The sequence below is a fragment of the Tsukamurella pseudospumae genome (genome assembly GCF_001575195.1).
Taxonomy (GTDB): domain Bacteria; phylum Actinomycetota; class Actinomycetes; order Mycobacteriales; family Mycobacteriaceae; genus Tsukamurella; species Tsukamurella pseudospumae.
Map to the genome: position 1 here is coordinate 19,683 of NZ_LSRF01000017.1, position 13,102 is coordinate 32,784.

A 13,102-nucleotide genomic window follows, 5' to 3' on the forward strand; every position below is an offset into this window, starting at 1 on the left:
TTCTCAGGTCACCGTGATGCCGGCGGCGGCGAACTCCGCCAGGGCCGCCTCCGTGGAGGACTCCGCGACGCCCGCGGTGTAGTCCGCGAGCACGCGCACCGTCAGGCCCGCGGACCGCGCGTCGAGGGCCGTGGCGCGCACGCAGTAGTCGGTGGCGATGCCGACCACGTCGACCGACGAGACGCCGTGCGCCGCCAGCCATTCGGCGAGGGCGGCGCCGTCGGCGTCGTGGGCCTCGAAGCCCGAGTACGCGGCCGAGTACGCGCCCTTGCTGAACACCGGGACCCGCAGCGGCAGCCGCAGATTCGGGTGGAACGCCGCGCCCTCGGTGCGCGCCCGGCAGTGCACGGGCCAGGAATCCACGAAGTCCGGGGTCGCGGAGAAGTGCGCGCCGGGATCGATGTGCCAGTCCCGGGTGGCGACGATCGTCGGGTACCGGTCCAGCAGGTCGTCGTGGATCGCGCGGGCCACCGCGGCGCCGCCGGCCACCGCCAGCGACCCGCCCTCGCAGAAGTCGTTCTGCACGTCCACGACGATCAGTGCGGTGCTCACCGCCGCTCCTCGAACCGCGTCGCGATGGCGGGCTCGCCGTTCGACAGGCCCAGCCCCTCCCAGGGGAGGCTCACGAGCGCCTCCCGCAGGTGCGTGCGGGCGTCCTCGAGGCCGGGCAGGCCGTCCACCTGGTCGCCGCCGCGGACCAGCGGGATCTGCAGCGGCGTCGCGGTCAAGTGCGCGGGCACCGTCGGTGTCGCGCCGGGCCGGAACAGCACCTCCTCGACGATCGTGCCGGTGCTGCGCGCGAGCCGGACCGCACGCTTCTCCCCGCCCTGGGTCTCCTTGTGCGAGCTGCGCTTCGCGACCGGCAGGCCGTCGACCTCCACGAGCTTGTAGACCATGCCCGCCGTCGGCGCGCCCGAGCCGGTGACCAGCGAGGTGCCGACGCCGTAGACGTCGATGGGCTCGGCGCGCAGCGCGCCGATGGCGTACTCGTCGAGGTCCCCCGACACCACGATCTTCGTCCGCGTCGCGCCCAGGCCGTCGAGCTGTGCCCGCACCTGGCGGGTGATGATGCCGAGATCGCCCGAGTCGATCCGCACGCCGCCGAGCTCGGGGCCCGCCGCGCGGACGGCGCGGTTGACACCCTCGGTGATGTCGTAGGTGTCCACCAGCAGCGTCGTGCCGGCGCCCTGCGCCGCGACCTGGGCCGCGAACGCGGCCTCCTCGTCCGGTCCGTCCGGGCCCGTGTGCAACAGGGTGAACGCGTGCGCCGCCGTGCCGCCCGACGGTACGCCGTAGGTCCGGGCGGCCTCCATGTTCGAGGTGGTGGTGAAACCGGCGAGGTACGCCGCGCGGGCCGATGCCACGGCGGCTCGTTCGTGCGTGCGCCGCGAACCCATCTCGATGAGCGGCCGGCCCGCGGCCGCGGACACCATGCGCGCCGCGGCGGAGGCGATCGCGCTGTCGTGGTTGAGGATCGACAGGATCAGCGTCTCGAGGATCACGCCCTCCGCGAAGCTCGCGCGCACCGTCAGGAGCGGGGAGCCCGGGAAGTACAGCTCGCCCTCGCGGTAGCCGTCGATCTCGCCGGTGAAGCGGTAGTCCCGAAGCCACGCCAGCGTGTCCGCGTCGAGGAAGCGCTCGACGACCGCGAGCTCGTCGGGCCCGAACCGGAACCGGCGCAGCTCGTCGAGGACGCGGGCGGTGCCCGCCACGACGCCGTACCGGCGTCCCGTCGGCAGGCGGCGCGCGAACACCTCGAAGACGCACGGACGGTGCGCGGTGCCGTCCTTGAGCGCGGCCGCCAGCATCGTCAGTTCGTACTGATCGGTGAGCAGGGCGGAGCTCCGCGAGGGGGAGCCGGCCCCGTTTTCATCTACCGTCACACTGGGTACCCTAGAACCATGACCGACAGCAGCGCAGCGGCCCCGGGAAGTGCCGGTGGTCCGGGCGGAGGTTCCACTGCTGCCCAGCCCGGTACGTCGGCGGTGCTCGAGCGCAAGACCGACGAGGCGATCGACAAGCCCTGGGTCACCGTCGTCTGGGACGATCCGGTGAACCTCATGTCGTACGTCACCTTCGTGCTGCGGAAGCTGTTCGGGTACAGCACCGACAAGGCCAAGGAACTGATGATGCAGGTGCACACGGAGGGGAAGGCCGTGGTCTCCACGGGCGACCGCGACAAGGTGGAGGGTGACGTCCGCAAGCTGCATGCGGCCGGTCTGTGGGCGACGATGCAGCGCGACAGCTGAGTGCGTAACTGGCAGGTCAAGCGAGGCGTGCGCGGCGATGCCCGCTTCGTCTCGAAGATGGATCCGGAGGAGGTCGGCCTCGTCCGGTCCCTGGTCGGCTCCCTGATCGAGCTGTTCGACGAGCGCGAGGACTCCGCCCCGCACGACGAGCTGGCCGAGCTCACCGGACTGCGGACGGGGCACTCCGAGCCGCCCCCGGAGACGGTGCTGCGGCGCCTGCTGCCCGACTTCTACCGGCCGGACGCGAACGCACCGGGCGCCGAAGGGGCCCCGTCGGGCGAGTTCGCCGAGGACCTCAACGCCGCGCTCCGCTCCCTCAACGAGCCCGAGGTGATCGACGCGAAGCGCGCCGCGGCGCAGACCGTGCTCGCCACCCTGCCCGAACGGGCCGGCACCGTCACTCTCACCGAGGACGAGGCGCAGGACTGGCTGACCTGCGTCAACGACCTGCGCCTCGCGCTGGGCACGCTGCTCGGCATCACCGCGGACCTGCCGGACGGGCCGTCGTCGGACGACCCGACGCGCGCCGGGCACGTGGACGTCTACCACTGGCTCTCGGCACTGCTCGACGTGCTGGTCTCGGTGATGCTCGACCGCGAGCCGGAATAGGCCGCGCCCGGGCGCGGTTGCAGGGTGCGTGACGGGCCTGCACATCCGGCGTGAGCTGGTGGAGACGATGATCGCCCACGCGCGCCGCGACCACCCGGACGAGGCGTGCGGCGTGATCGCCGGGCCCGAGGGCTCCGATCGGCCCGAGCGCCTCGTCGAGATGCTCAACGCCGAGCGTTCGCCCACCTTCTACCGGTTCGATTCGGGCGAGCAGTTGCGCGTCTGGCGCGGCATGGACGAGCGCGACGAGGAACCGGTCGTGATCTACCACTCGCACACCGCCACCGAGGCGTACCCCTCGCGCACCGACGCGCGGTTCGCGTCCGAGCCGAACGCCCACTACGTGCTGATCTCCACCCGGGACGAGCTGGGGCCCGATGCGGAGGTCCGCAGCTACCGCATCGTCGATGCCGTGATCACCGAAGAGCCCGTCCACATCGAGGAGGACTGATGTCCGTCACCGTCTCCATCCCGACCATCCTGCGCCCGCTCACGGGCGACGCGAAGCGCGTGCCCGCGTCCGGGGCCACGCTGGGGGCCGTCATCGACGATCTCGAGACCCGCCACACCGGGATCAAGGACCGCCTCATCGCCGACGGGGCGCTGCACCGGTTCGTCAACGTCTACGTCGATGACGAGGACGTGCGGTTCACCGGCGGGCTGGACACTCCCGTCGCCGACGGCGGCACCGTCACGGTGTTGCCCGCAGTAGCCGGGGGTTCCCGGTGAGCCCCGCGGCGCAGTCCCGTCGTGCCCTGCTTGCCCGCTGCGCCGGTGGCTAGGTTCGACTCCCTCCTCGATTCGCTCGGCGGGACGCCGCTGGTCGGGCTGCCGAGGCTCTCGCCCCGCTGGGAGGGGGCCGACGGTGCGCCGCATGTCCGGCTGTGGTCCAAGCTCGAGGACCGCAACCCGACGGGGTCGATCAAGGACCGCCCGGCACTGCGGATGATCGACGAAGCCGAACGCGACGGTCGGCTGCGCCCGGGCGACACGATCCTCGAGCCCACCTCGGGCAACACCGGGATCAGCCTGGCGATGGCCGCGAAGCTCAAGGGCTACGGGCTGGTGTGCGTGATGCCCGAGAACACCTCGGCCGAGCGGCGGCAGCTGCTGACCATGTACGGCGCGCGGATCGTCGACTCGCCCGCGGCCGGCGGCTCGAACCGGGCCGTGGCGGAGGCGAAGAAGCTCGCGGCCGAGCATTCCGACTGGGTGATGCTCTACCAGTACGGCAATCCCGCCAACGCCCGCGCGCACTACGCGGGAACCGGTCCCGAGCTGCTCGCCGACCTACCCGAGATCACTCACTTCGTGGCCGGTCTCGGCACCACCGGCACGCTCATGGGCACCGGCCGGTACCTGCGCGAACACGTGCCCGGCGTGCAGATCGTCGCGGCCGAGCCGCGGTACGGCGAACTGGTCTACGGACTGCGTAATCTCGACGAGGGCTTCGTTCCCGAGCTGTACGACGAGTCGGTGCTCACCCGCCGGTTCTCGGTGGGCTCCTACGACGCCGTGCGCCGCATGCGGCAGCTGATCGACGAGGAGGGCGTCTTCGCCGGGGTCTCCACTGGCGGCGTGCTGCACGCCGCGCTGGGCGTCGCGAACAAGGCGCTAACGGCAGGGGAGCGGGCCGACGTGGCCTTCGTCGTCGCCGACGCCGGATGGAAGTATCTGTCGACCGGCGCGTACGACGGTACGTTGGAGGATGCGGAAGAGGCCCTCGAGGGCCAGCTCTGGGCCTGATCGGCCCGAGCCCGCTCGCGCGAGGAGGTCGCCATGACGGTTCCCAGCAACGACGGTGCGCCGCGCTCCCTCTCGGCCCGGGTCGCCGGGAGCACGGCGGGGCGCTCGGCCGTCCTGATCGTCGTCTTCGTGGCGGCGCTGTGGCTGCTCGAGGGCATCGACACCGTACTCGGCAACTCCCTGGACCAGTGGGGGATCCACCCGCGCTCCGGGGAGGGCGTGATCCGGGGAGTCGTGATGGCGCCGCTGCTGCACGGCGGGTGGGAGCACTTGGCCGCCAACAGTGTCCCGGCCCTGATCCTCGGCTTCGTCGGCTTGGCCGCGGGCGCGGGCCGGTTCCTGATCGCCACCGTGATCATCTGGCTGGTGGCGGGTGCCGGAGTCTGGCTCACGGGCGGTACCGGCACCGTCGTGATCGGACTCTCCGGTGTTCTGTTCGGGTGGATGACATACCTGGCGCTGCGCGGACTGTTCACGCGCAGGGCGCTCGACATCGTCGTCGGCGTGGTGCTCATGGTTCTCTACGGCGGCATGCTGTGGGGTGTTCTCCCCGGTCAGCCGGGTGTTTCGTGGCAGGGGCACCTGTGGGGAGCGATCGGCGGCGTCATCGCCGCGGTGCTCGTCGGCCGCCGCGGCCGTACCCGCCCGGGAGCGGGGAATTCACGGCAGGTCGGCGCGATCGCCACGTGACGATCGCGGATCTGGCAGCATGAGCTTCATGCGTCTCACCATCCTCGGGTGTTCCGGCAGCGTCGGCGGTCCACGGGCGGCCTGCTCGGGCTACCTCCTGGAGGTGGACGGACACGAACCCGTGGTCATGGATTTCGGCCCCGGGGTCCTGGGCGAGTTGCAGCAGCGAGTGGATCCGAACACCGCCACGGTGATGCTCTCGCATCTGCACGCCGATCACTGCCTCGACCTGCCCTCCCTGCTGGTGTGGCGCCGCTACCATCCGACGCCCGCCGCCGGCCGCGCGCGTCTTATCGGGCCCGCCGACACCCCCGAGCGGATCGGCCGCGCCTCCGCCGAATCGGCGGCGATGCTCGACGACATCTCCGACACCTTCGACTTCTCCGCCTGGACCGAGGGGGAGGACCTCGCGATCGGTGGCTTCACCGTGCGGCCCTTCCGCATGTTCCACCCGCCGGAGTCGCACGGCCTGCGGATCACCGCGCCCAGCGGCAAGGTCCTGGCTTACACCGGTGACACCGGCGTGTGTGAGAACCTCGTCGAGGTGGCGCGCGGCGCCGACGTCCTGCTCGCCGAGGCCAGCTGGACCCACGACCCCGCGAACCGACCACTCGGGGTGCACCTTTCGGGCGTGGAGGCGGGGCAGGCCGCCGCGGACGCCGGCGTCGGTCGCCTGCTGCTCACCCACATCCCGCCGTGGACCTCGCGCGAGGCCGTGCTCGCGGAGGCCCGCTCCGTCTACGACGGCCCCGTCGACGCGGTGACGGGCGGCGACGTCTTCGAGCTCTGACGACGCCGGCGCCGTCGTAGGCGATAGGCTGGGCGCGTGAGCAGACGCGCAGACGGCAGGGCCGACGACGAACTCCGCCCCGTGACCATCACCCGGGGATTCACCCAGAACCCCGCCGGCTCGGTGCTGGTGGAGTTCGGCAACACGAAGGTGCTGTGCACCGCCAGCGTCGAGCTGGGGGTGCCGGGATGGCGCCGCGGCTCGGGGCAGGGGTGGCTGACCGCCGAGTACTCGATGCTCCCCGGTGCCACCCATGAGCGCAGCCGCCGTGAGTCCACCAAGGGCAAGGTGGGCGGGCGCACCCACGAGATCTCCCGGCTGATCGGCCGGTCGCTCCGCGCGTGCATCGACCTCGCGGCCCTGGGCGAGAACACGATCGCCATCGACTGCGACGTCCTGCAGGCCGACGGCGGCACCCGGACCGCGTCGATCACCGGCGCGTACGTCGCCCTGTGCGACGCCGTCACCTACCTCGGCGCGGCGGGCAAACTGACCGACCCGCAGCCGATCTCGTGCGCCATCGCCGCCGTCTCGGTGGGCGTCGTCGACGGGCGCGTCCGGCTGGACCTTCCGTACGAGGAGGATTCGCGCGCCGAGGTCGACATGAACGTCGTCGCCACCGACACCGGAACGCTGGTCGAGGTGCAGGGCACCGGCGAGGGCGCGACCTTCGCCCGCACCACGCTCGACTGGATGCTCGACTCCGCGATCGCGGGCACGGAGAAGCTGTTCGCCGTGCAGAAGGAGGCGCTCGCGGCGCCGTACCCCGGCGTGCTGCCGGAGTTCGAGGGCGAACAGAAGAAGAAGTTCGGTCAGTGACCGCCCGCTTGTTGCTCGCGTCCCGGAACGCAAAGAAGCTGCGCGAGTTGCGGCAGGTGGTGGCGGACGCGGGCATCGTCGGCCTCGAGGTCGTCGGCCTCGATGAGGTCGAGCCCTTCGAGGAGTTGCCGGAGGACGCACCGTCGTTCGAGGGCAACGCGCTGATCAAGGCCCGGCAGGGGTACGAGCGGACCGGCCTGCCCTGTCTCGCGGACGATTCGGGGATCTGTGTCGACGCGCTGAACGGCATGCCCGGCGTACTGTCCGCCCGCTGGTCCGGGCGCCACGGCGACGACCCGGCGAACACCGCGCTGCTGCTCGCGCAGCTCTCCGATGTGCCCGCCGAGCGGCGGGGCGGGGAGTTCGTCTCCGCGTGCGCTCTCGTCTCCGATTCCGGGGAGTCGACGGTGCGCGGTGTCTGGCGGGGCACGATCCTGCGCGAGCCCAGGGGGGACGGTGGCTTCGGCTACGACCCGGTGTTCCTTCCGGAGGAATCGACGGTGACGGCGGCCGAAATGCCCCCGGAACAGAAGAATGCCGTGAGTCATCGTGCGCGAGCACTGAGTTCGCTGGTCGATCCTCTCCGAGAGCTGGCGGCGCGCGTCCCGGAGTAAGTCGGTGCGGCACGGTACCGTGGCGTCGTGAGCAGCAGACCGTCGTCGGGCCGCGGTGCCCGTGTGGCCATCGCGCTGCTGTCCGTGCTCGTGCTCGCCGTCACAGGCACCGTCTGGTGGAGCACGAACCTCGTGATCGGCGGCTTCAACGTCTCCCGCGCCCTGGCCGAGGCGAAGGTGGCGAAGTCCACCGGCGGTGCCAAGAACATCCTGCTGATGGGCCTCGACACCCGGAAGGACCAGAACGGCGACGATCTGCCGTCCGACATCCTCCAGCAGCTGCACGCCGGTACCAGTGACAACGGCGGCTACAACACGAACACCCTGATCCTCATGCACATCCCTGCGGACGGCAAGAAGGTCACGGCCTTCTCCATTCCGCGCGACGACTACGTCACCTTCGCCGGCGTCGAGTCGCGGAAGAAGGGCAAGATCAAGGAGGCCTACGGCACCCGCAAGGCGGAGGTCGAGGACGAACTGGTCGCGCAGGGCGTGAGCGATCGCAAGGAACTCGAGAGCAAGGCCAGGGAGTCCGCGCGCGCCGCGACCATCGCCACCGTCGGGAAGCTGGTCGGCGTGCCGATCGACCACTTCGCCGAGGTCAGCCTCGTCGGCTTCTACGACCTCGCGCAGACCCTCGGCGGTGTCGAGGTGTGCCTCAACAATCCGGTGCGCGACAGCTACTCCGGTGCGGCCTTCCCCGCGGGGCGGCAGAAGCTGAGCGCCGCGCAGTCGCTGGCGTTCGTCCGCCAGCGGCACGGGCTCGCCGACGGTGACCTCGACCGCACGCACCGGCAGCAGGCCTTCATCGCGGGTGTCATGGTCCAACTGCAGAAGCAGGGCGTGTTCGGTGACGTGCGCAAGCTGCAATCGCTGATCGCGGTGGCGCAGAAGGACGTCGTGGTCTCCGACGGATGGAACCTGCAGGAGTTCGCCCAGCAGGCGGGCCAGATCGCCGGCACGAACCTCACGTTCACGACGCTGCCCGTGCGCGGCTACGCCACCGTCAACGAGCAGGCGGTGAACATCATCGATCCCGCGGCCATCCGCGCGCAGGTGCAGAAGGCCTTCGGGCAGTCGGTGCCCGGCGGCGACGAGTCGGCCGACTCGGACGAGTCCTCGAGCTCGTCGGCGGCGTCGGACGGCACCACGCAGGCGCCGCACCCCGTCGGCTACACGCAGCCCGCTTCGCCGGCGACGACCGTCTCATCCACCCCGTCCGACGGTCCCACGCCCGACGCCGGAACCACCCTGCGGGGCGGCCAGATCCCCTGCGTGGACTGAGTGTCGGCGACGACGGTGTCGCCCGTGCGTTTGGCGGCGTACATGGCGCGGTCGGCGCGGCGCATGAGTGCTTCGATCCCGCCGGCGTGCGCGACCCGGGAGACACCGTCGACCGCCACACCGATGCTGGTGGAGACCCCCGCACCGGTCTCGTCGGACCAGAGCCGGATCGCACGCCGGATGTCCTCGGCGGCGACCCGGTAGTCCTCCGGCCGCAGTCCCACGAGCAGGGCTGCGAACTCGTCCCCGCCGAGCCTCCCGACGAGGTACTGCAGGCCCGCCAGACGTTGGTGCATGATGTCGGCGACGGCGATCAGTACGGCGTCGCCCTGCGCATGCCCGAGGCGGTCGTTCACGGACTTGAAACCGTCGAGATCCAGCTGGAAGGCGCCGACGTGATCGTCGGGATTACGTGCCTGTTCGGACAGCCGCATCGATGACCGGCGGAGGAAGCCGCGCCGGTTGAGGGCGTCGCACAACGCGTCGGATTCGGAGACCGTGGCGTCCTGCGACAGGAAGGCGGTCCCGATCTGCACCGCCCAGGGCACACCGATGACCGTCGTCATGACGATGATGGCCTTGATCACTGCGAGCACCGCGCCGTGCGTGCCCCACAGCAGTGGGACGAAGTAGGCCAACGACGCGACCGCCAGCGTGGACTGCGCGACGAACACGCCGGGCGGCAGCATGAACGCCGCGAAGGTGGCCGTGAGCGCCAGGGTGGTGAGCCCGAAGGCGCCCGCCATCGGATCGGCGTCCGTGGTCGCGACGAGGACGATCATCACGTTCGACGTGAACACGAAGACGGTCGCCGTGCGGAGCGCGGGCGTAGGAGGGAGTTGCCATCGCAGGGCCCACCCGAACGCGACCACTGCACCGGCGACCTGCACGGTCACCGAGTAGGGGGTGCGCTCGGTCGCGCTCAGGAGCAGCGCGACCGCGGTGCCGCCGAGCACCGCGGCGCACACGCTCACCACGAGCAGGAAGCCGCGCCGGAGGCCGCGGGTGGTGAAGTACTCGATCCGTCGGTCGTAGTCCGGGCCGCCCTCCCACCACGTGACCGTGATGTTGCGGATCGACGCGCGAATCACGCGGAGGTGGCGCTTCGCCCACCGCTGGACGGAATTTCGCATCGATGGATTCTAGCGTTGCGATGGCGGGAACCCGGAAGGAGCCCGCGCGCGGGCGGCGGCAGGGGCGGTAGGTTCGGATTCGTCCGTTTTCGTCGAAAGTGAAGAGGTGCCGCGCATGACAAGCTCCACAACCGGAATCCGATTCGCCGCGGCCGTGCTCGCCGTCGCGTTCGTCCTCGCCGGATGCACGAAGCAGGGCGGCGACACCACCTGTGAGAACTACCAGAAGATGTCCGATTCGGACCAGCGTGATCAGGTGACGAAGCTGTACAAGGACAAGCACGGCGACGAGCCCTCGGCCATCGTCGTCAGCGGCCTGCAGCAGCAGGCGATCCTGTACTGCAAGACCGCGGGGAAGCCGGACGCGAAGATCAAGGAGATCCCGATCTCCTGAGCGCCCACACGGCGAAGGCGCCGGCTCGCGGGAGCCGACGCCTTCGTGGTGCGGGGTCAGTACTGCGAGCAGGTCTTGGCGACCGTCGCGATCGTGCTGTTGATCTTCGCCTGGTTCTGCTGGTAGTACGCGGCGAGCTGCGGGTTCTGACGTCCCAACTCGTGAATCCGTGCGTTCCGTTCCGCCGGCGGCAGGGCGAGGATCCGCTGCGCCTCGGCCCGTCCGCCCGGCAGTTGGTTCACCATCGTTTGCGCCTCGGGCGCGACCGCGACGGTTGCGCGTTCGACCTGGGCGACGGTGCAGTTCGTCCCGGGGACCGGGTCCGACGGTGCCGCCTGCGCCATCGCGGCAGGGGCCAGGACGAGCGCTCCGGCCGCGCCGGTGGTGGCGGCGATCTTCCAACGAGTGAGCATGGTGTTCTCCTTTCGTCGTCGCCCGGATGCATCGGTGGATGCCGATCCGGGCCACATCGCCGAACGTACCGCGATGAATCTGAGTTCGGGCCAAGAGAATTCACAGGTAACGCCGGTTCGCAGCGGGAGATCGTGCTGCGCGGGGTGTCTGTCCAGGGGAATCACGGCTGAGAAGGGGACCGAAGTAATCGGCCGAAAAACTTGCCGCCAAGCGGGGTGTGATCGATTCGCCAAGGTGTGTTCCTGGTGATGCGGTGGAGCCGGTTCACGACGATGAGGGGGTAGACGAGCGCGGAAAGAAGCAAGGGGCTGAATGGTCTTAGACCACTCAGCCCCTCCGCTTGACCCGACCCGCGAGTCTCAGACGGTCTGCACCGCGACGGCCTGCGGGCCGCGATCGCCAGCCTCTTCCTCGAAGCTGACGCGGTCATTCTCGTTGAGGCTGCGGAAGCCGCCGTTGCCGAGGATGCCGGAGAAGTGGACGAAGAGGTCCTTGCTGCCGGAATCCGGGGTGATGAACCCGAAGCCCTTCTCGGCGTTGAACCACTTGACGGTGCCCTGCTTAGCCATGCGACTACTCTCCTGAGTATCAAAAGTGTTGCAAGACCGAGTGTTTCGATCTTGGGTATTGCGGAGGTACGCAGAAACAAGGCCACCGGAACTACTCACGGAGTCAAGAATGTGTCCGCCGCGGAAAATCTTCGCGAAACGAGCCACCAAGAAAATCAACCGACTTCACAGTAGCAGAAACATCGGTCAGCGGCTAGGCCTAGAGCGATCTGCAGTCGATCGTAGGGTCAGCTCATGCTCCACGCGAGGAGCGCGGCGACCGCGGCTCCGAGGATCCACGGCCACCTGCGGCGGCCCTTGGGCTCGACCTTCTTGTCTTCAGTCATGTTCTTTCCCAACGTAATCGGCTTCTAGTGCATCAGATGGTGTTGCGGTGTTGCGCTTGTGGGGATGCGTGCAGGGGGCGGAGAGACCCGGCGCCCGAATCAGGATGGGGCGACATGGGGCCGGGCCTCGTGGCGCTCCCCGGGCCGATTCCAAGGTCGGCGCCCTGTGGGTGTCACCTGCGCACCACGGCGCTCCTTCAGCGTAGCCCTGCAGCGGGGTTCGTGCAGGTGTGCTGCACCGATGACAGATTCAGGTACGCCAGGTCCGTCGCACGCGGTTCACGACGGCGGGGGAGTATGCGAGGGCCTCGGGCCGGTCCAAGACCGGTTGACCAGCTGCACATGCCGCACCGGCGTCGCGTCCGACTGGGACCGGATCGCGTCCTCTTTCGTCCCGCGCTGCTGCCACCACGCGGTGCGCCCGGGGAGACTTGAACTCCCACACCCTGAGGTACTGGAACCTAAATCCAGCGCGTCTGCCAATTCCGCCACGGGCGCGTGCGACAACGGACCGTACCCGCTGCGGCGCAGGTCACGATACCGGTTTTCGGACGCCGTCGCCGCGACGGGTACCGTCGAGGGCGTGAAACGTCGTCGCCACCGTCCCGCGCTGATCGCGTTCGTCGTGGTCGCCGCCCTGGCGTGTCTGGCGCTCGGCTGGTGGCAATGGGGACGGTTCGAGTCGACGGCAGGTTCCGCCCGCAACCTCGGCTATGCGATGCAGTGGCCGCTGTTCGCCGTCGCCTTCGTCTGGGGTTACAAGCGGTTCGTGCAACTCGAGGACGAGGCCGAGCTGCAGGAGCAACTCGAAGCGGAGGAGGCCGGCGCACCTGCCGAGGTCCGGCCCGCACCGAAGTCCGCCGTGCCGGTCGCCACGAAACTCACCGCGATCCCGGAGGGATTCCTGCCGAGCCGGGCGATCGCACCGTCGGCCCTGGACACCGCACCCGACGACGCTGCGCACGACGAGTACAACCGTCTCCTCGCCGACCTGGCGACGAGCGAGAAGATCGAGGAGAAGAAGTGACCGAGGCACCCGTGACCTCCGCCGAGAAGCTGGCGGCGAAGCGCCGCGATCAGGTCGGTAGCGCGCTCAAGCGGTATCGGTTCATGGCGACCCTCACGGGCGTCGTCCTGCTGATCTTCTGCGCCGAGATGATCTACAAGTACCTGCTGGCGAAGGCGTTTGGGTGGGAGAGTCCGGCATGGCTCTTCTACTTCGGGGCCGTCCACGGTTGGTGTTACTTCATCTACCTGCTCGTCACCCTGGATCTGGGATCGAAGGTCCGGTGGCCTGCGAAGCGCTTCCTGCTCACGCTGCTCGCCGGCACGATCCCGTTCGCGTCGTTCTACTTCGAGAAGAAGAACTCCGACGAGATCCGGGCCACGTTCGACCTCTGACGCGCTGAGACGAGAAACGCCGCCCACTCCCGATGCCGATGGAGTGGGCGGCGTTCGCGTATCC

The 13,102-nt window shown here is 69.7% G+C and carries 18 protein-coding genes, 1 tRNA gene and 1 pseudogene; 13 read left to right on the plus strand and 7 right to left on the minus strand.

Annotated features, from left to right (window positions below):
• Nucleotides 1–3: 3 nt before the first annotated feature.
• Together AXK60_RS09410 and AXK60_RS09415 are read right to left on the minus strand one after the other, a co-directional pair.
• Nucleotides 4–552: an isochorismatase family protein gene (locus AXK60_RS09410; RefSeq protein WP_068570894.1), complete on the minus strand. Its 549-nt coding sequence runs from the start codon at nucleotides 550–552 to the stop codon at nucleotides 4–6.
• Complete coding sequence (locus tag AXK60_RS09415) at nucleotides 549–1,883, minus strand: nicotinate phosphoribosyltransferase (protein WP_082777926.1); 1,335 nt, start codon at nucleotides 1,881–1,883, stop codon at nucleotides 549–551. The genes AXK60_RS09410 and AXK60_RS09415 overlap by 4 nt, the downstream gene beginning before the upstream one ends.
• Before the next feature lie 18 nt (nucleotides 1,884–1,901).
• Here AXK60_RS09415 and clpS point away from each other — a divergent pair, with 18 nt between their 5' ends.
• Genes clpS through AXK60_RS09465 form a run of 10 tightly spaced genes read left to right on the plus strand, consistent with a single transcriptional unit; the run spans nucleotide 1,902 to nucleotide 8,801 of the window.
• Complete coding sequence (gene clpS / locus AXK60_RS09420; protein ID WP_082777927.1) at nucleotides 1,902–2,249, plus strand: ATP-dependent Clp protease adapter ClpS; 348 nt, start codon at nucleotides 1,902–1,904, stop codon at nucleotides 2,247–2,249.
• Entirely contained in the window at nucleotides 2,250–2,858 is a 609-nt protein-coding gene (locus AXK60_RS09425) for a DUF2017 domain-containing protein (protein WP_068570897.1), read from the plus strand.
• 28 nt (nucleotides 2,859–2,886) lie between these two features.
• Nucleotides 2,887–3,309 carry a M67 family metallopeptidase gene (locus AXK60_RS09430; RefSeq protein ID WP_269451168.1) on the plus strand — a complete coding sequence of 141 codons (423 nt, stop codon included), beginning with the start codon at nucleotides 2,887–2,889 and terminating at the stop codon, nucleotides 3,307–3,309.
• Entirely contained in the window at nucleotides 3,309–3,587 is a 279-nt protein-coding gene (locus AXK60_RS09435) for a MoaD/ThiS family protein (RefSeq protein ID WP_068570898.1), read from the plus strand. Before AXK60_RS09430 ends, AXK60_RS09435 begins: the two co-directional genes overlap by 1 nt.
• Nucleotides 3,588–3,632: 45 nt before the next feature.
• A complete protein-coding gene (locus AXK60_RS09440; RefSeq protein ID WP_068570899.1) occupies nucleotides 3,633–4,604 on the plus strand; it encodes a PLP-dependent cysteine synthase family protein in 972 nt (323 codons plus the stop codon).
• Between the two features lie 33 nt (nucleotides 4,605–4,637).
• Nucleotides 4,638–5,294, plus strand: a complete 657-nt coding sequence (locus AXK60_RS09445) for a rhomboid family intramembrane serine protease (protein WP_068570900.1) — start codon at nucleotides 4,638–4,640, stop codon at nucleotides 5,292–5,294.
• Between the two features lie 28 nt (nucleotides 5,295–5,322).
• Entirely contained in the window at nucleotides 5,323–6,084 is a 762-nt protein-coding gene (locus AXK60_RS09450) for a cyclic nucleotide-degrading phosphodiesterase (protein WP_068570934.1), read from the plus strand.
• Nucleotides 6,085–6,120: 36 nt separating this feature from the next.
• On the plus strand, nucleotides 6,121–6,903 hold the full coding sequence (gene rph / locus AXK60_RS09455) for a ribonuclease PH (RefSeq protein ID WP_068536789.1): 783 nt from the start codon (nucleotides 6,121–6,123) through the stop codon (nucleotides 6,901–6,903).
• Nucleotides 6,900–7,517: a non-canonical purine NTP pyrophosphatase gene (locus AXK60_RS09460; RefSeq protein ID WP_068570901.1), complete on the plus strand. Its 618-nt coding sequence runs from the start codon at nucleotides 6,900–6,902 to the stop codon at nucleotides 7,515–7,517. The genes rph and AXK60_RS09460 overlap by 4 nt, the downstream gene beginning before the upstream one ends.
• Nucleotides 7,518–7,544: 27 nt before the next feature.
• On the plus strand, nucleotides 7,545–8,801 hold the full coding sequence (locus AXK60_RS09465) for an LCP family protein (protein WP_068570902.1): 1,257 nt from the start codon (nucleotides 7,545–7,547) through the stop codon (nucleotides 8,799–8,801).
• Here the strand turns inward: AXK60_RS09465 and AXK60_RS09470 are convergent.
• Nucleotides 8,690–9,934 carry a GGDEF domain-containing protein gene (locus AXK60_RS09470; protein ID WP_082777928.1) on the minus strand — a complete coding sequence of 415 codons (1,245 nt, stop codon included), beginning with the start codon at nucleotides 9,932–9,934 and terminating at the stop codon, nucleotides 8,690–8,692. The genes AXK60_RS09465 and AXK60_RS09470 overlap by 112 nt on opposite strands.
• A 115-nt stretch (nucleotides 9,935–10,049) precedes the next feature.
• Between AXK60_RS09470 and AXK60_RS09475 the strand changes: the two genes are divergently transcribed.
• The gene (locus AXK60_RS09475) at nucleotides 10,050–10,328 is read left to right on the plus strand and encodes a hypothetical protein (RefSeq protein ID WP_068570904.1); all 279 of its coding nucleotides are present in this window, start codon (nucleotides 10,050–10,052) and stop codon (nucleotides 10,326–10,328) included.
• Nucleotides 10,329–10,384: 56 nt separating this feature from the next.
• Here the strand turns inward: AXK60_RS09475 and AXK60_RS09480 are convergent, their stop codons facing one another.
• From AXK60_RS09480 to AXK60_RS09490, 4 genes and pseudogenes are all read right to left on the minus strand, one after another.
• Complete coding sequence (locus AXK60_RS09480) at nucleotides 10,385–10,741, minus strand: hemophore-related protein (RefSeq protein ID WP_068570905.1); 357 nt, start codon at nucleotides 10,739–10,741, stop codon at nucleotides 10,385–10,387.
• A 360-nt stretch (nucleotides 10,742–11,101) separates the two neighbouring features.
• Complete coding sequence (locus tag AXK60_RS09485; protein ID WP_068570906.1) at nucleotides 11,102–11,311, minus strand: cold-shock protein; 210 nt, start codon at nucleotides 11,309–11,311, stop codon at nucleotides 11,102–11,104.
• A gap of 605 nt (nucleotides 11,312–11,916) precedes the next feature.
• A pseudogene (locus tag AXK60_RS27595) lies at nucleotides 11,917–12,039 on the minus strand (hypothetical protein); the annotation flags it as partial.
• 14 nt (nucleotides 12,040–12,053) lie between these two features.
• Nucleotides 12,054–12,135, minus strand: a tRNA-Leu gene (locus tag AXK60_RS09490).
• A gap of 85 nt (nucleotides 12,136–12,220) precedes the next feature.
• Between AXK60_RS09490 and AXK60_RS09495 the strand changes: the two genes are divergently transcribed.
• Both AXK60_RS09495 and AXK60_RS09500 read left to right on the plus strand, forming a co-directional pair.
• Nucleotides 12,221–12,664: a hypothetical protein gene (locus tag AXK60_RS09495; RefSeq protein ID WP_068570907.1), complete on the plus strand. Its 444-nt coding sequence runs from the start codon at nucleotides 12,221–12,223 to the stop codon at nucleotides 12,662–12,664.
• The gene (locus AXK60_RS09500; protein WP_068570908.1) at nucleotides 12,661–13,038 is read left to right on the plus strand and encodes a DUF3817 domain-containing protein; all 378 of its coding nucleotides are present in this window, start codon (nucleotides 12,661–12,663) and stop codon (nucleotides 13,036–13,038) included. Before AXK60_RS09495 ends, AXK60_RS09500 begins: the two co-directional genes overlap by 4 nt.
• The last annotated feature ends 64 nt before the right edge of the window (nucleotides 13,039–13,102 follow it).

Excerpts from the sequence above, each read along its gene's own strand:
- AXK60_RS09475 (WP_068570904.1), top strand. The coding sequence starts at position 10,050 with ATGACAAGCTCCACAACCGGAATCCGATTCGCCGCGGCCGTGCTCGCC.
- AXK60_RS09450 (WP_068570934.1), top strand. The coding sequence starts at position 5,323 with ATGCGTCTCACCATCCTCGGGTGTTCCGGCAGCGTCGGCGGTCCACGG.
- AXK60_RS09480 (WP_068570905.1), bottom strand. The coding sequence starts at position 10,741 with ATGCTCACTCGTTGGAAGATCGCCGCCACCACCGGCGCGGCCGGAGCG.
- AXK60_RS09485 (WP_068570906.1), bottom strand. The coding sequence starts at position 11,311 with ATGGCTAAGCAGGGCACCGTCAAGTGGTTCAACGCCGAGAAGGGCTTC.
- clpS (WP_082777927.1), top strand. The coding sequence starts at position 1,902 with ATGACCGACAGCAGCGCAGCGGCCCCGGGAAGTGCCGGTGGTCCGGGC.
- AXK60_RS09435 (WP_068570898.1), top strand. The coding sequence starts at position 3,309 with ATGTCCGTCACCGTCTCCATCCCGACCATCCTGCGCCCGCTCACGGGC.
- AXK60_RS09470 (WP_082777928.1), bottom strand. The coding sequence starts at position 9,934 with ATGCGAAATTCCGTCCAGCGGTGGGCGAAGCGCCACCTCCGCGTGATT.
- AXK60_RS09445 (WP_068570900.1), top strand. The coding sequence starts at position 4,638 with ATGACGGTTCCCAGCAACGACGGTGCGCCGCGCTCCCTCTCGGCCCGG.